The sequence below is a fragment of the Kribbella monticola genome, assembly GCF_003261635.1.
Classification (GTDB): domain Bacteria; phylum Actinomycetota; class Actinomycetes; order Propionibacteriales; family Kribbellaceae; genus Kribbella; species Kribbella monticola.
In genome coordinates, this window is the sequence record NZ_QFXK01000029.1 from 421358 (window position 1) to 444155 (window position 22798).

Annotated in this window: 18 protein-coding genes; 4 read left to right on the forward strand and 14 right to left on the reverse strand. The window is 67.9% G+C overall.

All coding sequences use genetic code 11. From position 1 onward, the window contains the following. Nucleotides 1-51 precede the first annotated feature (51 nt). From DIZ26_RS15825 to DIZ26_RS15875, 11 genes are all read right to left on the reverse strand, one after another. Nucleotides 52-3990 (reverse strand): family 78 glycoside hydrolase catalytic domain, encoded by a 3939-nt coding sequence (locus tag DIZ26_RS15825; protein ID WP_112241892.1) that lies wholly within the window; start codon nt 3988-3990, stop codon nt 52-54. A gap of 76 nt (nt 3991-4066) precedes the next feature. Continuing rightward, nucleotides 4067-4297, reverse strand: a complete 231-nt coding sequence (locus DIZ26_RS15830) for a LuxR C-terminal-related transcriptional regulator (RefSeq protein ID WP_112241894.1) — start codon at nt 4295-4297, stop codon at nt 4067-4069. Beyond that, on the reverse strand, nt 4294-5751 hold the full coding sequence (locus DIZ26_RS15835; RefSeq protein ID WP_112241896.1) for a rhamnulokinase: 1458 nt from the start codon (nt 5749-5751) through the stop codon (nt 4294-4296). The genes DIZ26_RS15830 and DIZ26_RS15835 overlap by 4 nt, the downstream gene beginning before the upstream one ends. Continuing rightward, the gene (locus DIZ26_RS15840) at nt 5748-7181 is read right to left on the reverse strand and encodes an L-fucose/L-arabinose isomerase family protein (protein WP_112241898.1); all 1434 of its coding nucleotides are present in this window, start codon (nt 7179-7181) and stop codon (nt 5748-5750) included. The genes DIZ26_RS15835 and DIZ26_RS15840 overlap by 4 nt, the downstream gene beginning before the upstream one ends. Before the next feature lie 10 nt (nt 7182-7191). Continuing rightward, a complete protein-coding gene (locus DIZ26_RS15845; RefSeq protein ID WP_112241900.1) occupies nt 7192-9231 on the reverse strand; it encodes a bifunctional aldolase/short-chain dehydrogenase in 2040 nt (679 codons plus the stop codon). Next, a complete protein-coding gene (rhaI, locus tag DIZ26_RS15850; RefSeq protein WP_112241902.1) occupies nt 9228-10385 on the reverse strand; it encodes an L-rhamnose isomerase in 1158 nt (385 codons plus the stop codon). The genes DIZ26_RS15845 and rhaI overlap by 4 nt, the downstream gene beginning before the upstream one ends. 5 nt (nt 10386-10390) lie before the next feature. Next, nucleotides 10391-10726 carry an L-rhamnose mutarotase gene (locus DIZ26_RS15855; protein ID WP_112241904.1) on the reverse strand — a complete coding sequence of 112 codons (336 nt, stop codon included), beginning with the start codon at nt 10724-10726 and terminating at the stop codon, nt 10391-10393. Between the two features lie 10 nt (nt 10727-10736). Continuing rightward, nucleotides 10737-11825, reverse strand: a complete 1089-nt coding sequence (gene rhaS, locus DIZ26_RS15860) for a rhamnose ABC transporter substrate-binding protein (protein ID WP_112241905.1) — start codon at nt 11823-11825, stop codon at nt 10737-10739. 29 nt (nt 11826-11854) lie between these two features. Beyond that, nucleotides 11855-12844, reverse strand: coding sequence for an ABC transporter permease (locus DIZ26_RS15865; protein WP_112241908.1), 990 nt, complete (start codon nt 12842-12844; stop codon nt 11855-11857). Next, nucleotides 12834-13865: an ABC transporter permease gene (locus DIZ26_RS15870; protein WP_112241910.1), complete on the reverse strand. Its 1032-nt coding sequence runs from the start codon at nt 13863-13865 to the stop codon at nt 12834-12836. The genes DIZ26_RS15865 and DIZ26_RS15870 overlap by 11 nt, the downstream gene beginning before the upstream one ends. Beyond that, nucleotides 13862-15364, reverse strand: coding sequence for a sugar ABC transporter ATP-binding protein (locus DIZ26_RS15875; protein WP_112241912.1), 1503 nt, complete (start codon nt 15362-15364; stop codon nt 13862-13864). Before DIZ26_RS15875 ends, DIZ26_RS15870 begins: the two co-directional genes overlap by 4 nt. A 186-nt stretch (nt 15365-15550) precedes the next feature. On the opposite strand from DIZ26_RS15875, the gene DIZ26_RS15880 reads away from it, so the two are divergent. From DIZ26_RS15880 to DIZ26_RS15895, 4 genes are read left to right on the forward strand one after another with little or no spacing between them, the layout of a single operon-like run. Then, nucleotides 15551-16612 (forward strand): LacI family DNA-binding transcriptional regulator, encoded by a 1062-nt coding sequence (locus DIZ26_RS15880; RefSeq protein ID WP_112241914.1) that lies wholly within the window; start codon nt 15551-15553, stop codon nt 16610-16612. Between the two features lie 41 nt (nt 16613-16653). After that, nucleotides 16654-17601 carry an aldo/keto reductase gene (locus tag DIZ26_RS15885; protein ID WP_112241916.1) on the forward strand — a complete coding sequence of 316 codons (948 nt, stop codon included), beginning with the start codon at nt 16654-16656 and terminating at the stop codon, nt 17599-17601. Nucleotides 17602-17641: 40 nt separating this feature from the next. After that, complete coding sequence (locus tag DIZ26_RS15890) at nt 17642-19120, forward strand: hypothetical protein (RefSeq protein ID WP_198676115.1); 1479 nt, start codon at nt 17642-17644, stop codon at nt 19118-19120. Between the two features lie 54 nt (nt 19121-19174). Next, nucleotides 19175-19717 (forward strand): DUF4240 domain-containing protein, encoded by a 543-nt coding sequence (locus tag DIZ26_RS15895; protein ID WP_112241918.1) that lies wholly within the window; start codon nt 19175-19177, stop codon nt 19715-19717. Between the two features lie 28 nt (nt 19718-19745). Here the strand turns inward: DIZ26_RS15895 and DIZ26_RS15900 are convergent, their stop codons facing one another. From DIZ26_RS15900 to DIZ26_RS15910, 3 genes are all read right to left on the reverse strand, one after another. Continuing rightward, the gene (locus tag DIZ26_RS15900) at nt 19746-21524 is read right to left on the reverse strand and encodes a hypothetical protein (RefSeq protein ID WP_157979733.1); all 1779 of its coding nucleotides are present in this window, start codon (nt 21522-21524) and stop codon (nt 19746-19748) included. Between the two features lie 74 nt (nt 21525-21598). After that, nucleotides 21599-22315 carry a hypothetical protein gene (locus tag DIZ26_RS15905; protein WP_112241922.1) on the reverse strand — a complete coding sequence of 239 codons (717 nt, stop codon included), beginning with the start codon at nt 22313-22315 and terminating at the stop codon, nt 21599-21601. Between the two features lie 114 nt (nt 22316-22429). Then, nucleotides 22430-22771 (reverse strand): cupin domain-containing protein, encoded by a 342-nt coding sequence (locus DIZ26_RS15910; protein WP_112241924.1) that lies wholly within the window; start codon nt 22769-22771, stop codon nt 22430-22432. Between the last annotated feature and the right edge of the window lie 27 nt (nt 22772-22798).

The window sequence follows — 22798 nt, forward strand, 5'->3', positions numbered from 1 at the left end:
ACGTCCGAACAACCGAGGGTCCTGCCCCCCAGTTGCTCGGACGCAGCGAGCTCAGGGCAGCGGTAGGGACCAGGCGTCGGCCAGGGATGGGTCGTAGCCGGAGGCTGTTGCGTTGTGTTGAATGCGGACGCGGACGGTCGACCCGGTGAGCAGGGCCGGGTCGTCGACTACGAACTGGTAGGTGGCGAGGCCGCCGTCCGGCTTGTTCATCACCCGGTGGTGGGCGACCGTTCCGTTGACGAGGATCTCGTAGTCCTTCACCTGAGCGTGGTCGTAGGTCTCCACGAGCCGGAGGGCGAACGGCTGTCCGGGCCGGATGCCGAGGTTGAACTCGAACCATGCGCCGGGGACGTTCATCCCGGCGTAGCGTCTGGTCCGGCCGGCCTCCTCGCTCGTCCCCGATGACGGCGCGGCCGTCAGGGCGTGCGCTGATTCCGAGCCGGTCTCGCCGAGGTCGACGTAGTCGATCGCATCAGCAGGAGTCAGCGACTGCGTCACCGTGAAGGGCACCCGCACCGAGGCCAGCTCGCCGCGTGAATCGACGAAGCGGGCCGTGAGATCCACCGGAGCCGCGTTTCCGGCGTACGGCGTGGCGATCGGGACGCTCAGGGTTTGCTCGGCGCCCGCCGCCAGGGTGACCGACTCCGACGGCGCCGGAGCCGCCCAGCCGGTCGGCGTACCGACTTCGAGCCGGCCGGTGATCGGAGCGGTTGACCGGTTGCGTACGACGGCCGCCACGGTGGTCGTGGTTCCGGGCTCCCCGGAGATCGGGGCCGCCGCGGCCGACGTGAGTGCGATAGGCGGCGGCGCGACCACGAAACGATAGGTGCCCGAGGCAACGGTCATCGCGACGGTGGATCCTTCGTCGACGACGCCAGTGACGTGGTCGGCCTGGCTCAGCGCTTTGCCGCTCTCGGTGACGAGGCTTGGGTTCAAGGCAGGGATTCGCACGGTGGCCGTGGTATTGCCCGGAACGGTCACCTCGAGCGTCAGCCCGTCGTCCGCGGTCTTCTGCCACTTGCTGCCCACCTTGCCGTACGGCGTTTGCAAGCTGAAGTCGGCCGTGGTGATCCCGTTGCCGGGCACCGGTGCGATCAGCGCCTTGTGGTAACCCGGTTCGGCCGCCGAGACGCCGGCCAGCGTCCGGTACATCCATTCGCCGACCGCACCGTACGCGTAGTGGTTGAAGGAGTTCATACCGACGTCGTTGAAGGTCCCGTCCGGGTTGATCGAGTTCCAGCGCTCCCAGATCGTGGTCGCGCCCTTGCCGATCTCGTAGCCCCAGGACGGGTACGAGGTGTTCTGCAGCAACTGGTACGCCAGGTCGGAGCGACCGATCTTGGTCAGCACCGGGAGCAGGCCGTCCACGCCGAGGAACCCGGTCGACAGGTGGGTGTCGCGGCGCAGGATCGTGTTGGCGAAGTACTGGCCGGCTGCTGCGACCCGGTCGGCCGGGATCAGGTCGCTGGTGAAGGCGAGGATGTACCCCGTCTGGCTGTCCGAACCCACCTTGCCGTCGGCCGCGACGAACCGGGCCACAAACGTATTCCGTACGTCGTCGTACAGCTTTTGGTACTTCGCCGCGTCCGCGGTGTTGCCGATCGTGGCTGCCATCTGACTGAGCTGGCGGGCCCCCTTGGCGACGAACGACGTACCGATCAGGTCGCCGGGGGTCGGGTCGTCCAGGTTGAGCCAGTCGCCGTAGTCGCCGCCGCCGCGGATGAAGCCGTTGGAGGTGGCGGCGAGGTAGTCGACGTACCGGCGCATCGAGTCGTAGTGCTGGCGGATCACCGAGGTGTCGCCGTACGCCTGCCACAGGGTCCACGGCACGTTCACACCGGCGTCTGCCCAGCCCGCGTTGCCGAGACCGCCGTCGAACGAGTTCGGGACGGTCGGCGCGACACTCGCGTAGGCCCCGGCCGCGTTCTGGGAGTCGCGGAGGTCCTGCAGCCACTTGGTCAGGAAGGCCTGCGAGTCCAGGTTGTAGACGGCCGTCCGGGCGAACACGTTGATGTCGCCGGTCCAGCCCATCCGCTCGTCGCGGGCCGGGGTGTCGGTCGGGATCGAGAGGAAGTTGCCGCGCTGCCCCCAGACGATGTTGCTGTGCAGCTTGTTGACCAGGGCCGAGTTGGTGCTGAAGGTCGTGGTCCGGGCGGCGTCCGTCCCCATCACGAGGCCGGTGATCGCGGAGGCGGGAGGTGCCGTGGCGAGCCCGCTCAGCTCGATGTACCGGAAGCCGTGGAACGTGAAGCGCGGCCGATAGGTCTCCGGTTCGCTGGTCGCGAAGGTGTAGCGGTCGGTCGCCTTTGCTGAGCGGAGATTGTCGGTGTAGAGGGTGCCGTCGGGGTTCAGCACTTCGCCGTACCGGATCTTCACCGTCTGGCCTGGTGTGCCGGTCAGGGTGAGTCGTGAGACGCCGACCATGTTCTGGCCGAGGTCGTAGAGGTAGACGCCCGGCGTCGGCGACGGGATCGCCTCGGCCGCCAGCTGCTGGGTCACTCGGACCGGCTGATCGGTTTGCGGAATCAGCTTTTCCGTGGCGCTCGGCCGGACCAGCACGGGCGACCAGGCCGACGGCGTACGGCGTGCGTCGTAGGTCTCCCCGTTGAGCAGATCAGCCGTCTGCACTGCGCCCGGCGCGGTCTGCCAGGTCGAGTCGGTGGCGAAAACGTTTGCCGTTCCGTCGTCGTAGGTGACCCGGAGCTGCGCGGTGAAGGCGGTCTGGCTGCCGTACTTGTTGGGTCCGAACATCGCCAGGTTGCCCGCGAACCAGCCGTTCGCGACCTCGGCGCCGAGGGCGTTCGATCCCGGCCGCACCAGCTTGGTCACGTCGTACGCCTCCGTCTGGATCCGGTGCGCGTAATCGGTCCAGCCCGGAGCCAGTTCCTGATCGCCGACCTTCCTGCCGTTCAGGCTCAACTCGTAGACACCCTGCGCGGCCGCGTACATCCGGGCGCTCACAATTCTCTTTGCTGTCGGCAACGAGATCGCCTTGCGGAAGACCGGGATCGCCTTGCCCGGCAACATCAGGTCGGTGTTTCCCTTGACCTGCAGGCCACCCGGCAGCACCGTGCCCTCGGGGAAGGTCTGGTCGCCGGCCGGGAACGCGGTGTCGACCAGCACCTGACCGGCCGCACTCGTCACCTTGAGATTGCGGACGATCCCTTCCTCGGCCCCATTGGTCCGGAACCCGATAAGGCCGGGCTGGTTCTGGTCGGAGCGTTGCCGCTGGTCGACCTGGGAGCCGTCGATCCAGGTCGTGATGGTCTGCCCGGCGACGGTGATGCGCAGGTGGTGCTGCTGCTTGAGGTTGACGGTCAACGGGATGTCGGCGAGCACCGTGTAGGCGCCGCTCGAGCTTCGGACGTGCGGCCGCAGCAGCGGCCGATCATCGGTCAGCTGGTTGAGCTGCCACATGTACGCCGCTCCGCCGCGCGCGCGGAAGAAGACGCCGATCGCCTCCTTGGTCAGCGTGAGATCGGTGTCGACCGTGTAGTCGGTCCACTCCGGGCCGGGCTCGCTGTCCGCACCGATCCAGTCGCCACGCCAGTCCGACGGCTGCAACGCACCGGTCTCGAAGGTCGCGACCGGCGCCCAGGCGGACGCGTTACCGACGTCGTCCCAGACGCGAACGGTCCAGTAGTAGGCCTTGTACGGCGTGAGCGCGGGTCCGCCGTACTGGACGTCGACGGAGCGGTCCGATGCGACGACTCCGCTGTTCCAGATGTCGGGCCGACCGGTCTTGCCCGCGGTCGAGGCGACATGGATCTCGTAGCGGGTCTGGGTGGTGCCACGACGGACGCCGTCCAGCTGCCAGGTCAGGCGCGGAGTGGCGGCCGCGACGCCGAGCGGGTTGGTGAGGCTGTTGGTTTTCAGGTTCGACACCTTGGGACCGGCCAGCGGTCGCGGTGGTGCGGCAGTGGCGGGCAGCAAAGGCGTGAGCAGGAGGGCGGCTGCCAGTAGGCAGGTGAGACGGGAACGCAGTGACATCGGGCGGACTCCTCACAGACGGGCGGATTCTGCAGGCGGAGCGGGTGGTGCGGGGGTTGAAGCAGGCAGGGGTGATTCAGAGCAGGCCGCGGCGGGCTGCCCAGACGATGGCTTCTACGGCTGTGCCGAAGCCGAGCCGATCGCAGGCGGCTCGGGTACGGCGGCGGACCGTGCGCTCGGACAGGTCGAGGCGGCGGGCGACCGAGTCGACCGGTAGACCTGTGGCCAGCAGCCGGAGCAACTGCAGGTCGTCGTGGCTGATCTCCCGGTGCACGCGGGGGCGTGTGTCGTGCTGCAGAACGGTCATGATGATCCTCCGAACACCCGGGACTCGGCGGCGTCCCAGTCGGCCGGTTTGCCTTGCGGTTCATAGCGCCGCAACTCGTGGGTCGCGCGGACCAGCGCGCGCATCGCCGTCAGGTCCGGCAGTGGAGCGCCGAGAGCCCGTGCCTGCACCAGCACGTTCCCCAGCGCGGACGCCTCGACCGGACCGGCCAGCACGGGGAGACCGCACGCATTCGCGGTCAACTGGCACAGCAGTTCGTTCTGCGATCCGCCGCCGATCACCTGGACGACGTCGACCTCGCGACCAGTGATCTTCTGCGCGAGCCGAAGCGTCCGGCGATACGCCAGCGCGAGACTCTCCAGCACACAACGCACCAGCGCACCCCGTGACGCAGGTGCCTCCTGACCGGACCACACGCAGTACTCGCCGATCCGCGCCACCATGTTGCCGGGGGCAAGGAACGACGGATCGTCCGGATCGATCAGTACTCCGTACGCCGGCGCCGCGGCTGCCTCGGCGAGGACATGCGGCAACTCGTCGGCGCCGAAACCCCACTCCCGAAGGCACTCCTGCAGGATCCACAGCCCCATCACGTTCCGGAGGAACCGGATCCGCCCGTCGACGCCCCCTTCATTGGTGAAGTTCGCCTGCTGAGCGTCGGTTGACAGCACCGGTTCGTCGAGCTCCAGCCCGACCAGCGACCAGGTGCCGGAGGAGATGTAGGCGAACCGGTCGTCGACGGCCGGTACCGCGACGACCGAGGACGCGGTGTCGTGCGATCCGACCGCGATGACCGGAGTCGCCGGATCCAGACCGGCCTCCCCGGCCACTTCGGTGAGCAGGGGGCCGATCACCTGCCCTGGTTGGCGAATCGGGGGAAACAACCCGCGCGGCACCCCGACCCGCTCGGCAAGCGTAGTACTCCAGTCGCGCTCGCGGACGTCGTACAGCTGTGTGGTGGAGGCGTTGGTTGCCTCGGCGCCGAGGATGCCGGTGAGCCAGTAGCCGAGGAGGTCCGGGATCATCAAGAGCGTCTCGGCCTGATCGAGGCGCTGCTCGGCGGCGAGTTGGTAGATCGTGTTGAAGGGCAGTTGCTGCAACCCGGTCACGGCGTACAGGTCGTCCGCGGAGATCTGCTGCAGAACGCGTTCCATCACGCCGGTCGTACGCTCGTCACGGTAGTGCACGGGGTTGCCGAGAAGGTTGCCCTTAGCATCGAGTAGGCCGTAGTCGACCGCCCAGGAGTCGATGCCGATCCCGTCCAACGGTCCGGTCGCCGCCGCCTTGGTGAGCCCGGCGAGCGTCTCGCGGTACAGATGCAGGATGTCCCAGTACAAGGTGCCGCCGACTCGCACCGGGCCGTTCCAGAAGCGGTGTACCTCGGTCAGCTCCAGTTCATCCGGTCCGACCTGACCGACCATCACGCGTCCGCTCGACGCGCCCAGGTCCACCGCCGCCACCCGCCAGCGGGTCATCGGCGCTCCGGCGCTACGACCTTGAGGTCGAGGTGCAGCAGATCGGCGGCTGCCTCCAGGTTCTTGATCTGATGCCCCGTGCCGAGAGCCCAGTGATGGGCCACGCCCGAGCCGGACCAGGCGTCGGTCCACTCGCCCGGATCACAGCCGAAGTCGACCCGCGAAGTGGTGTTGCCGATCTGCAGCAAGGGGCCGGGGACAACGGTCCCCTCGGACGCGATCAGCCGGAAGGTGCCGTCGCGGAGCTGACCGAGGCCGAGCGTGGTGACCGGACCATGCTTGACGTCGAACTCGACGGAGACGCCCCAGCCGCGCTTGCCGTGGTACACCCCTAGTCCGCGCAACAACGGCTTGGCGGAGCTGATCGCGAGGTGTGCCGGGCCGTCGTGGCCCATCTCGACCACGTTGTCGTGGAAGTTCAGGGCCTGCAGTTCGGTGAAGGATCCGCCACCGCCGAGGCGGTCCATCACCAGCATCGCCAGCGACGTACGCAGCTCGTACTCTCCTGCCGCCGGGATGCCACGGGCGGTGAGCAGCGAGGCGCCGAGGATCATCCCGGCCGCGACCCGTTCGTGGGTCTCGCCGTCGAGGCCGCGGTGGTAGTAGGCGAGCGTGTCGAGCTGGAAGTCCTCGACCAGCCGGTCGAGCGCGACCGAGACGGTGGCACCCCAGCGGAAGTCGTCCTCCACCACCGAGTCGTCCAGGGTGAAGATCTCCCGGGCGAGCTTCATCCGCTCCGTGGTCTCCGCCTCGGTGACCTTCTCGACCCGGACCCGCAGGTCGTCGATCTCGAGGATCTCCACATGCCCGCCGAGCTGCGCGGAGACCAGGGTCGGGTCGGTGATCACGTCCATCATCCCGGGGTACAGGTGCCCGAGCAGGCCGTGCCGGCCGTGCCGTAGAGCGGCGCGTACGCCGGCCGCCTTGACCCAGCGGCCGATCCGGTCCCAGGCGCGCTCGTCCTCGACGTACCCGGAGACGGAACGGAAGTCGATGCCGCAGCGCTCGAAGGCGTTCGCCATCTCGGGCAGCGGGCAGGCACCGCAGTACGCGAGCCAGGTGCCCGTGTCGAACGACGCGTGGTCCATCGACTCGGTCGGCTGGAGGTTGAGCAGAAGCACCGGCGCCCCGCTGCGCTGAGCGACCGGGACCAGCATCGACGCGGTCATGTACGTGGTCAGGAAGCCGACGATCAGGTCACAGTCGGCGATGCGCAGCTTCTCGGCCGCCACCGCGCCTTCCTGAGCGTCCGAGATGAACCCGACGTCGACGACCTCGCAGTCCAGTTCGGAGAACCGCTCCGACACCCGGCGCGCCGAGGCCTGCAACTGCGGGAGCAGGTCGGGGAACTGCGGCCAGTACGCGCCGAGGCCACCGGCGACGAGGCCGATCCGGGTCTTCCGCGGCTCGACCCTCTCTAGCAGGCTCATCGGACTCCTCTCAGCGCAGGAAGGCGGCCGCCACACCCGCGTCGACGGGTACGTGCAGGCCGGTGGTGAGGGACAGGTCTCCAGCGGCCAGCGCGAAGACGGCAGCCGCTACGTGCTCGGGCAGCACCTCCCGCTTCAGCAGGGTCCGCTTGGCGTAGAAGGCGCCGAGCTCGGACTCCGGTACGCCGTAGACCGCGGCTCGCTGCGCACCCCAGCCCTTCGCGAAGATCCCGGATCCCCTGACAACACCGTCGGGATTGACGCCGTTCACGCGGATCCCGTACTCACCGAGTTCGGCCGCGAGCAGCCGGACCTGGTGCGCCTGGTCCGCCTTGGCGGCGCCGTACGCGACGTTGTTCGGGCCGGCGAAGACCGCGTTCTTGCTGGAGATGTAGACGATGTCGCCGCCGATGCCCTGCTCGATCAGGATCTTCGCAGCGGCGCGTGAGACCAGGAACGACCCCTTCGCCATCACGTCGTGCTGCAGGTCCCAGTCCTTTTCGGTTGTCTCCAGCAACGGCTTCGAGATCGACAGCCCGGCGTTGTTCACGACGAGATCGATCCCACCGAACGCCAGTACGGCGGTCCGCATCGCCTCCTCGACAGCGGCACCGTCGGAGACGTCGGCACCGACGGCGATCGCGCGATCCGTCCCGCCGATCTCCTCGGCGACGGCTTGTGCCGCGGCCAGGTCCAGATCGGCGACCACGACACAGGCGCCCTCGGCCGCGAGCCGCTGGGCGATCGCCTTGCCGATCCCCGATCCGCCACCGGTGACGAAGGCGATCCGGGTCGCGAGCGGCTTCGGCTTCGGCATCCGCTGCAGCTTCGCCTCTTCGAGTGCCCAGTACTCGATCCGGAACTTCTCGCGCTCGTCGATCGGCGCGTACGTCGAGACGGCCTCGGCGCCACGCATCACGTTGATCGCGTTGACGTAGAACTCACCGGCGACCCGGGCGGTCTGCTTGTCCTTGCCGAAGCTGAACATGCCGACACCTGGCACCAGCACGATCGCGGGATCGGCGCCCCGCATCGGCGGGCTGTCCGGCTGCGCGTGCCGGTCGTAGTACGCGGCGTAGTCCTCGCGGTACTGCAGGTGGAGCTCTCGAAGCCGGGTGCTCGCCTCCTCGATCGAGGACGACGGCGGCAGGTCGAGGACGAGCGGCCGGACCTTAGTTCGCAGGAAGTGGTCGGGGCAGGACGTGCCGAGCGCGGCCAGTTCGGCGAGCCGCTCGCGAGCGGTGAACTCCAGCACGACCTCGGCGTCGTTGAAGTGGCCGACCTGCGGGTTGTCGGTCGAGGCGAGCCCCCGGATGACCGGCGCCAACGCCGCGGCCCTGGCACGACGCTCCGCCGCCGGCAGCGCCTCGAACCCCGGTATTACGGGCCCGAAGGGCTCGGGTTTCCCGTTCTGTGCGAGGAAAAGCTCGGCGGTCCGGATGATCTCGAGCGAGTTCGCCTCGCATTCGGCCGATGTACTCCCCCAGGCGGTGATGCCGTGACCGCCGAGGATCACGCCGATCGCCTGCGGGTTGTCCTTCTTCACCTGCGCGATGTCCAGGCCGAGCTGGAACCCGGGGCGGCGCCACGGAACCCATACGACCCGATCGCCGAAGCATTCCGCGGTCAGCTTCTCACCGTCGGCCGCCGTGGCGAGCGCGATGCCCGAGTCCGGGTGCAGGTGGTCGACGTGCGGGGCGTCGACCAGGCCGTGCATGGCGGTGTCGATCGACGGCGCCGCCCCGCCCTTGCCGTGCAGGCAGTAGTCGAACGCGGCGACCATCTCGTCCTCACGGTCCACGCCCGGGTACACGTCGACGAGCGCGTTCAGGCGGTCCTGCCGTAGTACTGCGAGCCCCGCTGTGGTCAAGGTGCCGAGGTCGCCACCGGAGCCTTTCACCCACACCAGGTCCACCGGCTGCTGGGTCACCGGGTCCGTCGCGGTCCCCTTGGCGGACGTGTTGCCGCCGGCATAGTTGGTGTTGCGCGGATCGGCACCCAGTCTGTTGCTGCGGGCAACTAGCTCGGCCGCGGTGTCCTGTGCGTTCATGCTCCCCATCCAGCCTGCTGGCCGTCGGCTCGGTCCTTGCTGATCTGCTCGAAGTAGCCGCTGCGGTGATAGGCGGCGATCGGGTCGGGGTCCAGCCCCTGCTCGGTGCGGAGGTCGGCGAGCAACGGCCGGACATCGGTGTTGAAGGCATCCATCAGCGCGGCGTTCGCGGCCAGCACGTCGCCTTCGGACTGCGCCTTGCGCAGCGCGTCGCGGTCGACCAGCAGCGCCTTGGCGGTCGCCTCCTGGACGTTCATCACCGAGCGGATGATCGCCGGGATCTTCGCCTCGATGTTGTGACACTGGTCGAGCATGAAGGCGATCCCGCGGTCCGGGTCGAGCGCGTCGCCACGGACGATCTCGTTCATGATCCGGAACAGCTGGAACGGGTCGGCCGCCCCGACCATCAGGTCGTCGTCGGCGTAGAAGCGGCTGTTGAAGTCGAACGCGCCGAGCTTGCCGGCCCGGAGCAGGAACGCGACGATGAACTCGATGTTGGTCCCCGGCGCGTGGTGCCCGGTGTCGATGCAGACTGTTGCCTTCGACCCCAGTTCGAGACAGTGCGCGTACGACGTACCCCAGTCCGGTACGTCGGTGGCGTAGAAAGCCGGCTCGAAGAGCTTGTACTCCAGCAGCATCCGCTGGTCGTCGCCGAGCCGTTCGTACACCTCGTGCAAAGCCTCGGACAGCCGGTCCTGGCGGTCCCACAGGTCGTCCTGGCCGGGGTAGTTCGTCCCGTCGGAGAACCACAGCTTCAGGTCGCGCGACCCGGTGGCGTCCATGATGTCGACGCACTCGAGCAGGTGGTCGGTGGCCTTGCGGCGTACCCGTGGGTCCGGGTTCGTCACGCTGCCGAGCTTGTAGTCGTCGTCCTGGAACACGTTGCTGTTGATCGCACCGAGCCGGACGCCCTGCTCCTTCGCGTACGCCGAGAGGCCGGCGTAGTCGTCGACCTTGTCCCACGGGATGTGCAGCGCGACGCTCGGCGCGACCCCGGTGTACTTGTGGACCACCGCCGCGTCGGCGATCTTCTCCTCCGGCGATCGCGGCACGCCGGGCTGGCTGAACACCTTGAACCGGGTCCCCGAGTTCCCGAACGCCCAGGAGGGCAGCTCGATCTCCTGACGGCTAAGGGCATCAGTCACGCTGGTCATATCAGTCAGTCCTCGGTACTCGGGGTCAGATGGAAGATCTCGGGCAACAGCAGGAACGACTCGTCCGGCGGCCGTCCGTCGATACCAGTGAAGAACTCGGTCATCTCGGCCTGCCACCGGGTGTTCACCTCGATGGCGGCCATCGCCTTCTGCGCCGCCTCCAGATCGTCGGCCTCGACGTACCCGATCAGCAGGCCGTCGTCGCGGAGGAAGAGCGAGTAGTTGTGCCACCCGGAGTCCCGCAGCGCAGCCTGCATCTCGGGCCAGACGTTGCGGTGCCGTTCGACGTACTCCTCGAGCCGGTCCGGCCTGACCTGGAGGCAGAAGCAGTAGCGATTCACGGCCACCTCGTCAGAAGTTGAACTTGTCGATGTTGGCGGCGGTGAACTCGGTCGGCGGGCCGAGCACGATCTCGCCGGCCGCGCCGACGGTGTACTCACCGAGCTTGCCGGCCTTGAACTTCTCGCCCTCGGCACCGGTGATCTGGCCCGACTTGAGCGCGGCACCGGCGTACGCGGCGAGGTAGCCGATGTCTGCCGGATTCCACAGCGCGAACTTCTTCACAGTGCCGTCCTTGACGTACTGCCGCATCTGGTTCGGCAGGCCGAGACCGGTGATCGCGACCTTGCCCTTGTACGACGAGGCGCTCACGTACCGCGAGGCGGCGGCGATCCCGACCGTGGTGGGCGAGACGATCACCTTGAGGTTCGGGTAGGACTGCAGCAGACCCTGCGCCTCGGTGAAGGACTTCTGGTCGTCGTCGTTGCCGTAGGCAATCTTGACCAGCTTCAGTTTGGCGTTGGCCGGCTTGGCCAGCTCGGTCTTCATCACCTGGATCCAGGAGTTCTGGTTCGTCGCGTTCGGCGTCGCGGAGAGGACGGCGATCTCACCGGAGCCGCCGGCCAGTTCGCTCGCCATCTTCACCAGGCTCTCACCGATGCCCTGGGTGGTCGCCTGGTTGATGAAGGCGTCGCGGCAGTCCTTGGAGGCGTCGGAGTCGAACGAGACCACCTTGATACCGGCCTTGCGCGCCTGGTTCAGTGAAGGACAGACCGCGTTCGGGTCGTTCGCGGCGACCACGATGACGTCCTGCTGCTGCTGGATCAGCGTGTTGATGTAGCTGACCTGCGACGAGGCGCTGGCGTCGTTCGGGCCGACCAGCTTGTACTCGCCCTTGAGCTCACCGACCGCGACCTTGCCGCCGCCCACCTCGACGTCGGTGTAGGGGTTGTTCAGCTGCTTGGGCAGGTAGGCGATCTTGAGGCCTTCCTTCAGGGGCGCGTTCGGGTCGGCCTTCGCCGCCGTACTGGCCGCGGGAGCACCGGTGTCACCCGACGAACTCGACTTGGTCGTGCCGCCACCACACGCGGTCAGCGTGAGGGAGACGACGGCCACCGTCGCGAGCGGTACCGCCAGGGGGCGGGAGATACGGATAGTCATGGACGTTGTCCTTCCTGGACAGGTGGCCTTTACAGGGGTTCGGGGCGGTGGCGCCGGCGCTGCAGGGAACTGCGGACGGCATTTGCGAGGTTCGGGGCGAGCACGGAGACGATCAGCAGGACGCCGGTGACGACGTTGAGCGCCTCGTTGGAGACATCGGAGAGGCGGAGTGCGTTCTGCAACGAGGCCAGCAGGACGACACCGGCGATGACGCCCGGCAGAGCGCCCTTGCCGCCGAAGATGGAGACACCGCCGAGCAGGACGGCGGCGACCACGGCGAGTTCGAGACCGGCCCCGTTGTCGGCGCGGGCGCTGGAGTACCGAAGGGTCCACAGCACTCCGGCGAGACCGGAGACGAGGCCGCTGACGACGTACAGCCAGAACTTCACGCGCCCGGGGCGGACACCTGCGAAGCGGGCAGCCTGCTCGCTGGTGCCGATCGCGAAGACGGCCCGGCCGACCGGGGTCGCATGCAGGACCACCCCGAAAACGGCAGCCAGTACGACGATGATGATCAGCACATTCGGGATCGACGTACCGCCGATGTTCCCGGTGACCCAGTCGGTGTAGAGCGCGGGGAAGTCGGCGACCGCGCCGTCACCTAGTACTACGAAGGCCAGGCCGCGGTAGAGCGCCAGGGTGCCGATGGTGACGGCGAGCGAAGGCAGACCGAGGACGGTGACGAAGAATCCGTTGATCGCGCCGAGCACCGCGCCGAGCAGGAGACACAGCGGGATGATCGTCTCGATCGGCTGGTTCTGGTTCCACAGGTAGCCCATCACCGCACTGGAAAGACCGAGCGTGCTGGCCACCGAGAGGTCGATCTCGCCGGTCACGATCACCAGCGTCATCGGCAGCGCGACCAGCGCGATCGGCAGCAGGTCGAGGATCAGGAAGCCGAAGTTCTGCGCGGTCCCGAAGTTGTCCACGGTGGCCGCGGCGACGATCAGGACGACGACGGTGACGGCGATGATCGCGACGTTCCAGTTCGCGAAGCGCCCAAGCCTGTCAGTGGACATGAGAGCCTCGCTTCTTGAGCGTTGCGGCAACGCGAGCCGCGACCAGCCGGTCCGCGCCGATCGCCAGCAGGATCAGGCCGCCGACGATCGCCTGCTGCCAGAACTGATTGATCTCCAGCACCGCGAGCGAACTGCCGATGGTGGTCAGCAGCAACGCACCGAGCGCCGCGCCCCACACCGACCCGCTACCGCCGAAGACCGCCACTCCACCGACGACGACCGCCGCGACCACGTTCAGTTCGTACCCCGTGCCGGCCGCCGCGTCGATCGTGCCGAACCGGGCCGCGAACAACACCCCGGCCAAGCCGGCCAGCGCGCCACTCACGCCGAAGGCGCCGATGGTCCGACGACCGACCGAGATCCCGGCCAGCCTCGCGGCCTGCGGGCTCGAGCCCATCGCGTAGAGCTCGCGGCCGACGCGGTAGCTGCGCAGTACGACGCCGGTGATCACCAGGACGAGGAGCGCGATCAACACCAGGTAAGGGATTCCGAGCAGCGTCGCGTTGCCGAAGTCGAGGAATCCTCCGGGCAGCTCGTCGGCGTTGATCTGCTGACCGCCGGCCCAGAAGTAGGTGATGCCGCGGACGACGTACAAAGTGCCGAGGGTGACGACCAAGGCAGGGACGTTGCCGTAGCGGACCAGGACTCCGTTGACCGCACCGCAGACGCCACCGACGGCCGCTCCGATCAACAGTGCGCCGATGACCGGGAGGCCGGGGTGGTCGCGGAGCAAGGTGCCGACGGTGAACGCGCTGAGACCGAGCACCGAGCCGACCGACAGGTCGATGTTGCGGGTGATCACCACGACGGCCTGGCCGACCGCCAGAACGGCCAGGATGGCGGTGCCGAGCAGGATGTCCCGGATGCTCTGGCCGGACAGGAAGCGTGGATTGGAGATCGTGGTCACCGCGACGAGGGCCGCGAGAGCGAGCACGATTCCGAGTTCGCGGGCCCGGAGGACGAGGTCGAGCGAGGATCTGCGCGTGGCGAGGTGGTTGCGGGGCAGGTCGACGGCGGTCACAACGAGACCTCCTGGCCCATGGCGGCGAACATGACCGACTCCTCGGTCGCCCGGTCGCGGTCCAGCTCGGCGACCAGACGGCCTTCGCGCATCACCAGCACGCGATCGGCCATCCCGAGCACCTCGGGCAGTTCGGACGACACCATCAAGACGGCGACCCCTTCCGCGGCCAGGCTGGACATCAGCCGGTGCACTTCGGCTTTGGTGCCGACGTCGATGCCCCGGGTCGGTTCGTCGACGATCAGCAACTTCGGTGCCATGGACAACCATTTGGCCAGCACGACCTTCTGCTGGTTGCCACCGGACAGTGTGCCGACCTCGTCGGAAAGCCTGGCGTACTTGGTCTTCAGCCGCTCGGTCCACTCCTTGGCCGACCGCCGCTCGCTGCTGCCAGTGAGAAAACCCAGCTGGGAAAGGGCTCTCGACCGCGGCAACGTCACGTTGCGCTCGATCGACAGCTCCATCAGCAGACCTTGCTGGCGGCGATCCTCGGGGACGAGAGCCACGCCGGCTGCCATCGCCTGACGCGGCGAGCCGGGCTTCAGCGTCTTGCCGAGCACCTTGACCGTGCCTGCGTCGCGCGGATCGACCCCGAAGATCGACTGCACGACTTCGGAGCGACCGGACCCGACCAGTCCGGCGAGCGCGACGATCTCACCCGCCCGTACTTCGAAGGAGACGTCGGCGAAGACCGGATCGCGGCTCAGGCCGTCGACGCTGAGCACCACGGCTCCTGGATCGACCTGCTGCTTGGGGAAGAGCGCTCCGAGTTCGCGGCCGACCATCCGGCGTACCATCTCGTCCACGCTGATCTCGCTGAGCAGGTCGGTCGAGACGTGCTTGCCGTCGCGCATGATCGTGACCCGCTCGCACAACGCGGTGATCTCCTCGAAGCGGTGCGAGATGAACACCAGAGCGGCCCCGTCGTCGCGGAGCGATCTCGCCACCGCGAACAGGCGCTCCACCTCGACACCGGTCAGCGCCGCGGTCGGCTCGTCCATCACGACGACGCGCGCCTGCGCCGAGAGCGCCTTCGCGATCTCGACCAGTTGCTGGTCGGCGATCGACAGCCCGCGAGCGGGGCGGTTCGGATCGATGGACACGCCGAGCCTTTTGAAGAGTTCGCCGGCCTGCCGAATCATCGCCGTACGGTCGACCGTTTTGAAACGACCCAGTGGCGGGCGGCCCATTGCGATGTTCTCCGCGACGGACAGGTCGGGGAACAGCGTCGGCTCCTGGTAGATCACCGCGATCCCGGCGGCCTTCGCGTCGGCGGGACCGTTGAGCTCGACCGGATTGCCGTCCAGCTCGACCGTGCCGGAGTCGGGGCGATGCACGCCGGCCAGGAGCTTCACCAGGGTGGACTTCCCGGCGCCGTTCTCGCCTACCAGCGCGTGCGCCTCACCGCCGTACAGGTCGAGGGAGACGTTCTGGACGGCCGCGACGGCGCCGAAGGACTTCGACACCTCCCGCAACCGCAGCAGCGGAGCCTCACCCATGGTCGCCTCCGCTCGGGATCTGCAGATCGGGTTTCTGAAAGGTTTCAAGTGGATTGCATGAAAGCTAAGCTGGCGCCCGGGTAGCCGTCAAGAGGCAGCGGCGATCGATTCGCCGGATGGGCTGAGCAGAGCGGCCGGTTACGGGTAGGCTGCGTCAGCTATCACGTTTCAAACGCGGGAGGTCGAATGACACCGAGCGGCACAGCGGACCGGGCCCGCCCGACGCGCGCCGCCGCCGGGGTCAAGGAGGTCGCGGCGGCCGCGGGAGTCTCGCTCGGCACGGTCTCCAACGTGCTGAACCGGCCCGAGATGGTCAGCGCGGCCACCCGCGCCAAGGTCGAGGCGGCGATGCTCAGTCTCGGCTTCGTCCGGAACGAATCGGCCCGGCAACTGCGCGCCGGCAGCAGCCGGATCTTCGCCTACCTGATGCTCGACGCGGGCAACCCGTTCTTCACCGACGTCGCCCGCGGCGTCGAGGAGGCGGCCCGCGAGGCCGGGCTGTCGGTCTTCCTGTGCAACAGCAACGAGGACGCGCGCCGCGAAGCCGACTATCTGGATCTGCTCGAGCAGCAACGAGTGCAGGGCGTGCTGATCACCCCGGTCGATCCCGATTCACCCAGACTCAGCCAGCTGCCGGCCCGCGGTACGCCGGTGGTCGTGGTCGACCGCGCGATCGACGACGGCGAGCACTGCTCGGTCGCGGTCGACGACGTCTTCGGCGGCGAGGTCGCGCTCAGCCACCTGCTCGAACTCGGCCACGAGCGGATCGCCTTCGTCGGCGGCCCGAACAACATCGGCCAGGTGACGGACCGCCGCGCGGGTGCCCGGCGAGCGATGGAGCGGGCCGGCCGACCGGCCGAAGACCTGATCGACCTGGTCACCGGCGCCCTCACCGTCGCCGAAGGTAGGGGCGCTGGGCAACGACTTGCCGGACTGCCGGCCGCACGCCGCCCCACCGCCGCCTTCTGCGCGAACGACCTGCTGGCGTTGGGATTGCTGCAACAATGCGTGAGCCTCGGGCTGCGGGTGCCGGAAGACCTGGCGATCGTCGGGTACGACGACATCGAGTTCGCCGCGGCCGCCGCCGTACCGCTGACGTCGGTGCGGCAACCTCGCCAGCTGCTCGGTCATACGGCGGCGGAGCTGCTGCTCGACGAGTCCAGCAATCCTGATCACGAGCACCAGCGGGTGACCTTCACGCCCGAACTCGTGGTCCGTACGTCGACTCGCGGCAACTCACCCAGCTGAAACTTGACCTGGAGCGCGCTCCAGGTCAGAAGGTGGTGGGCATGACTGAGCTACGTATCGCCCTCGGCGCGATGGAATTCGGCACCCGGATCGACGAGAAGACCTCCTTCGACCTGCTCGACGCGTACGTCGACGCGGGCGGCACCTGGATCGACACCGCGAACTGCTACGCCTTCTGGCAGGACCCGAGCGGTCACGGCGGACAGAGCGAGGAACTGCTCGGACGGTGGTTCGCGCAACGCCCCGGCGTACGGGATCGCGTCAAGCTCGCCACCAAGGTGGGCTGTGAACCGTTGTGGCCGGGCAGCTTTCCTGAGCACACCGAAGGCCTTACCGGTAAGGCGATCGACGCTGCTGTGGAGACCTCGCTGCGTCGACTGCAGACAGACCACATCGATCTCTACTGGGCGCATCGCGATGATCTGAACACACCCTTGGAAGAGACAGTTGCCGCTTTCGGCAAGCACGCTGCCGCGGGCACTGTTGGACGGATCGGGCTCTCGAACTACGCACTCTGGCGCGTGGAACGGGCTCGCGGCTTGGCGCTGCAGCAGGGCGTAATGGGGCCGACCGCCCTGCAACTGCGGTACTCGTACCTGCAGCCGCGCCCCTTCGTCCGCAACCAGGCCCACGACCACCGCTTCGGCTGGATCACCGACGAGGTCCTCGACTACGCCGACCGCAACCCGGAGCAGGACCTGTTCGCCTACAGCCCGCTGATGTCCGGCGGCTACGAACGCGCCGACCGCCCGCTCCACCAGGCCTTCGACCACCCCGGTACGACGCGCCGCCTCGACGCCCTCGCCAAAGCCGCCGCCGACCTCGGCGTCACCCGCAGCGAAGTAGTCCTCGCCTGGCTCATCGGCGGCACGCCCTCCATCATCCCCATCGTCGGCATGAGCACCCCCACCTACCTCTCCACCGCCCTCTCCGGCGCCCGCCTAACCCTCCCCCCAGAAACCCGAACCACCCTCGACGAAGCCTGGTGACCCCCCGCGGCAAACGTCAGCCTGTGGGGGGCATCAGTCAATGGCAGAGGAAACCTGGCATCAGGCACGGCTCATCCCGACCTCGGGAATCAACGGCGCGGACGAACAGGAGCGGCGAGCAACCTCGGCCCTGCTCGCCGTGATGTCGTCGGTTCGCGAGTTCGGACGGGTCCTGACCCAGCCGCTCGGAGCGCCGGCGGGCGCGTTGGAGACGTTCATCGAGGTGCCGTTCGAACTCGGTGAGCGACGGCTCTATCCCGACGGGCTGATCCGCGCCCGGCGGGGCCAGAAGGAGTGGACGGCCCTGGTCGAGGTCAAGACCGGCGTCAACGAACTGGCGACCGAGCAACTCGAGTCCTATCTCGACATCGCCCGGGAACGGGAGTTCGATGCGGTGATCACGATCTCGAACGAGATCCCCGCGGTCGCCGGCCTGCATCCCACCAAGGTCGACAAGCGGAAACTGAAGCGCGTCGCTCTGCATCATTGGTCGTGGTCGATGGTGCTCGCCGAAGCGGTGTTGCAGAAGGAACACCGAGGAGTGGCAGACCCGGATCAGGCCTGGATCCTGGGCGAACTGATCCGCTATCTCGAACACCCGCGCTCAGGAGCCTTGCAGTTCGACGACATGGGCGCCTCGTGGGTGACGACTCGGGAAGCCGTTGCGGCAGGCACGCTCCGGCCGGGAGACAAGTGCGCTCCTGAGGTTGCGGCACGGTTCGACGCTTTGCTGCGCTACGTCAGCCTCCAGCTGGGGCGACAGCTCGGCGACGACGTCACACCGTCGCTCACCAGGAAGGAACTCGCGGAACCGGCACTCCGTTCGCAGGCGCTCGTCCAATCGATGTGCACGACCGGCACGATGCAGGGCTCGATCAGCATTCCGAACGCGATCGGGCCGTTGGTGATCACAGCGGATCTCCGAGCCGGGCAGGTCACCTGTCACGCAGACGTCGCCGCACCCAGAGAAGGTCGTCCGACCACCAGGGTCAATTGGCTGGTACGTCAGCTTCGGCATGCGCCCGACTCGGTACGGCTCGAAGCTTTCAGCCTGCACTCCCGTGGACCCGGCACCGCTGAGCTTCTGAAGAATGTTCGCGAAAACCCGGCTCTGCTGATCGAGGACCCCCAGAAAGAACTGCGGTCGTTCCGAGTTGCGCTCGGATCCCCACTGGGGACCAAGCGGGGAAGAGGGCGGGGCTCGTTCATCGACTCGGTGGAAAACGCGATCAATGCGTTCTACCGCGATGTCCTGCAGGACATCCGGGCTTGGACTGCGGCACCGCCGCGACTGCGGGAAGCACCGGAGCTGCCCGAGGAACGGCCGTCGTTGGTGTCGACTGCGCTGTCCTCCCAGGACGGGCAGGAGCCGGCGGCCCAGTCTTCTCTCGGAGACGACCTCTTGGAAGCCGGTGAATCCGAGGCGAGTTCGGTTGAGCAGGAACCCACGGAGGTCAGCGACGCGTCTTCCGACCCCGGAACCGACGGAGTTTCCGCCTCCGCCGACGGTGGATCGTAGGTCAATTGGCTGGAGCGGTTCCTGTGGGGGCTGGTGTCGTGCCACGATTTGGGGGTGGATGGTCAAAGGTTCTGGGAGTTGGTGGAGGCGGCGCGTGCGGAGGTCGACGACACGGTCGCGGATCCGGACGGAGTCGCGGACGCGTTGGGTGACGCGCTCGGCAAGTTGCCGGCCGACGAGATCGTCGGCTTCGGGGCGGAGTTCGAGCGCCTGCAGGCTGAGGCCTATCGGTGGGATCTGTGGGGTGCGGCGTACCTGATCAATGGGGGCGCCTCCGACGACGGGTTCGACTACTTCCGCGGCTGGCTGGTCGCGCAGGGGCAGGAGGTCTGGGAGGCGGCACTGGCCGATCCGGACTCGCTGGCCGATGTGGTCGACGAGGATCTCGGCGAGGAGTTCGAAGGCTTCGACGGCGAGGGGATGCTCGGCGTCGCCGTGGGCGCCTATGAGTCGGCGACCGGCAGCGAGGCCGGCTACTGGGAAGCCGTCGGCACCGAGGTCCCCGACGTACCGGCCGGTCAGAACTTCGACTTCGACGACACCGACGAACTCCGAGACCGCTTCCCCCGCCTCGCCGCCCTCTTCCTGACCGACTGACGACGCACGTACGCCGTACCGCCGACTGTCACCCGTTCGGTAGGTGACGATCGGGCGCGGCAGGCTTGTCGCGCAGGAGACCGGCAGGCTTGTCATGCAGGGAACCGGCAGGCTTGTCATGCAGGAGATAGGTGCCGCGGTGGGTCACGTGGAGTTTGAATCCGTACCGCGTGGTCCATTCCAGGGTGTCGCCGTCGAGGCGCGTCGCAGTCCAGCCGCCGTACGTCTTGATGCGGTGGCTGAGTCGCCCTAGCGGAGCGAGATTACTCGTGTTGGTCTGGCCCGGTGGGCCGTCTTTCGCGTAGGGCGTGATGTGGTCGAGGTCGGTATTGATCCCGGTCTCGGCGGTCCCGTAAGGGAATTGTTCGACCGGGTACCTGAGCTTGATGCGTTCTCGCATCCGATGCGGAATCTCGTAGGCATCGACGCTGATGGTGTCGTCATTGAGATCGATGACCGGCTGAACCACGATCCGATCGTGGCCGAGAAGTTCACTCAGCCGCGTGACGAGTGCGGGGCCGAAGCCTTCGACACGGGCCACTCCCTCTTCGGCGTACAGAGTCTGGTCGGTGAGGTGGACATACAGAACCGTTCGGGCCGGCCGACTGCCCGCGCCGATCCCGTCGCGATGGCTGGCTTGCTTGATCGCAGCCACCTTCCCGGCGAGCTCGCGGTGCGCGGCGTCATCCATCTGGCGACCGGAGTCCGTAACGGCGACGGTCGGGTCTGCCATGGTCACCGGTTCGCATGTGGTGGCGTCGGCATCCGCGGTCTCGACTACCTCACGGTCTCTTGCCGGGGGCTTGGTCTGCGCCGGGGCCTTGGTCTGCTCTGGGGCCTTGGTCTGCGCCGCTGCCCCGGCATTGTCCGATGCCGGTCCGGGCATCCAGTCATCCTGTGGCACGTTTGAGCCTGGCGAGCCGTCAGGAACATCAGATGCAGGAGCGGGAGTAGGCGCTGTGTTGGCGCGAGCCAAGTGCTGGGCTACTTGAAGGAGCTCGTGGGCCAGCGCCGGATCGGCCACGATGCCGACAGCTTTGGCGCGGCGCTGGTCGATGGGGTCGGTGTCACCGAGGACCGCCAGGGCGTCGGCGATCTGGCCGATGGTGGCGTTCAACCGGATCACGCCGCCGGTAGGGGCCCGGACGAACAGGACAGTCGTGCCGTGATCGTCGGTGCGGCCGACCCAGACTCCGCGTTCACAGGCCTTCTTCTCGGCTTCCGCCCGGGCGGCTTCTGGGTCGGCCTGCCACTTCGCAGCCTGGACGATGCGTTCCAGCCGCAACGGCGTCACCGTGTCCACGATGTGCGCGACCCGCCGGTCGACGATCGCTGCAGCAGCTTCGGACAGCGACAAACACGCGGTGGCAATTTGGCGGGCCTTCCATTCGACGGCATGGCCGTTGCGAACCTGCTCCCAGGTCTCCGGCAGCCGATGACGCAAAGCCAGCGCCTGGCCGATGTAATGCGCGGCGGCGACCTTGCCGCGGCCGGTCACCGCACCGAACTCCGCGGGCGCGAACTCAGCCACTCCTGGACAACCCGGACCACCGTAAACCTTGCCGCGCTCCCCGCCGGGCAGCGGCGACGTGTGACCGGCAACTGTTGCTGGGTCGGGGTGGAGGTCGGCGAAGTGCAGAGCGTGTTCGATCAGCTCGACGTCGATCTGGTCGCGCTGCTCCTGGAGACGCGCCGCCGCGGCGAGCGTCTCCCGAGCATCGAGGGCTTCCAGATTTGCTTCGAACATGTGTTCGATACTACAGTGCGTGAGCGGACGACGCCAAACCGGCAAGGCCGATTTCTCCAACTATAGAAGGAACATCTTCATCCACAGACAAAGGAGAGGCGATCACCATGACGGAGAGTGCGGGTAGCACCAGATCAGGCAGGCTCGCCGCCGAGGCGTTCTATGAAGGTGCGGAGGCGACGGCGCCAGGCGGACTGAGTGATGTCGTCGTCGGCGACGGCGAGGCTGACCAGGTGCTGGGTCATCTCGAAACCCGCGACGGCGTCGCGCAGCGCAGTCAGGGTGTCCTCCGGTACTGCGTGTCGCCCGTGATCCGGTTCGTCATGGTCCACAGGATCCGCCGCCTCCGGATCCTCGCCGATCGGGCGGCTGACCCACCCGGAGCCGAAGGTCGCGGGCACCAAGAGTTCGGGGACGAGCGACTCGTGGCTGAGGTCGGCCAGGTCCTTGCTGCCGCCGGCGATGCTGAAGATCGTCGTACCGCGACGGCGTACGTCGTCGATCCGCTCGAGCAACGCGTCCGGCGGCGCCTGCTCGGCCACCACGAGCAGGGATTCGCCACGGCCCGAGTCACGGAGGCGGTCGAGCCCGATCGCCAGGTGCGGCGGCGCGTCCGCTGGTGGCGACCAGCGCACCAGCGAAGGGCGGACATCGTCGACACCCGCGCGGTGGAGTTCGTCGTCCAGGTGAGCCGTGAGGTGCCAGGGCTCGTCCTCGGGCGGCCCGAACAGCAGCAGCCCGCCGACGCGCGTCGTGAACCTGCGCAGCGAATGCGCGAACGAGGTCGTCCGCCCGGCCAGTTCGGTGCCGGTCAGCAGTTCCCGAAGGACGGCGGCCTTGGTGAGATCCACCCCTCAAACCTGACACACGCGCCCACCTGCCGCGACCCCGGTCGGGCGATCCGGGGTCGCGGCCCGGTGGCGGGTCGCGGCCCCGTCACGGATCGGGGAGACCTCGGCCGTCTGTTACGCCGCGTCAGGGCCGAAGACGAGAATGCGGACGCCCGACTCGGTACGCGGCTGGTGCCGGCTACCGGCCCGGTAGTGCAGGTAGGTGCCGGCCGGGTAGTTCCGGCCGTGGTCGAGGAGCTCGCCGGAGATCACGTAGATCAACTCGTCCCGGTCGTGCACGTCCACCTCCGGCCAGGTCACCCCCGGATCCAGGTCGAACACCCGGGCCTGAACCGGTCCGCTGGACGGAAGTCCTCGTCGAACGATCCCCGGGGCGACGTCGGTCGCCGGCGCCGTGTCGATGAGTACCGAGGCCGGAAGGATTGGTTGGGCCTGGTCGATCGAGTCATTGGTCATGCACCCTACGTTCCGTCGTCCGGACGC

Bases quoted from the DNA above. Each gene is read 5' to 3' on its own strand.
- DIZ26_RS15845 (WP_112241900.1), bottom strand. From the start codon at position 9,231: ATGAACGCACAGGACACCGCGGCCGAGCTAGTTGCCCGCAGCAACAGA.
- DIZ26_RS15880 (WP_112241914.1), top strand. From the start codon at position 15,551: ATGACACCGAGCGGCACAGCGGACCGGGCCCGCCCGACGCGCGCCGCC.
- DIZ26_RS15885 (WP_112241916.1), top strand. From the start codon at position 16,654: ATGACTGAGCTACGTATCGCCCTCGGCGCGATGGAATTCGGCACCCGG.
- DIZ26_RS15840 (WP_112241898.1), bottom strand. From the start codon at position 7,181: ATGAGCCTGCTAGAGAGGGTCGAGCCGCGGAAGACCCGGATCGGCCTC.
- DIZ26_RS15910 (WP_112241924.1), bottom strand. From the start codon at position 22,771: ATGACCAATGACTCGATCGACCAGGCCCAACCAATCCTTCCGGCCTCG.
- DIZ26_RS15830 (WP_112241894.1), bottom strand. From the start codon at position 4,297: ATGACCGTTCTGCAGCACGACACACGCCCCCGCGTGCACCGGGAGATC.
- DIZ26_RS15865 (WP_112241908.1), bottom strand. From the start codon at position 12,844: ATGTCCACTGACAGGCTTGGGCGCTTCGCGAACTGGAACGTCGCGATC.
- rhaI (WP_112241902.1), bottom strand. From the start codon at position 10,385: ATGACCAGCGTGACTGATGCCCTTAGCCGTCAGGAGATCGAGCTGCCC.
- DIZ26_RS15890 (WP_198676115.1), top strand. From the start codon at position 17,642: ATGGCAGAGGAAACCTGGCATCAGGCACGGCTCATCCCGACCTCGGGA.
- DIZ26_RS15875 (WP_112241912.1), bottom strand. From the start codon at position 15,364: ATGGGTGAGGCTCCGCTGCTGCGGTTGCGGGAGGTGTCGAAGTCCTTC.
- DIZ26_RS15835 (WP_112241896.1), bottom strand. From the start codon at position 5,751: ATGACCCGCTGGCGGGTGGCGGCGGTGGACCTGGGCGCGTCGAGCGGA.
- DIZ26_RS15825 (WP_112241892.1), bottom strand. From the start codon at position 3,990: ATGTCACTGCGTTCCCGTCTCACCTGCCTACTGGCAGCCGCCCTCCTG.
- rhaS (WP_112241905.1), bottom strand. From the start codon at position 11,825: ATGACTATCCGTATCTCCCGCCCCCTGGCGGTACCGCTCGCGACGGTG.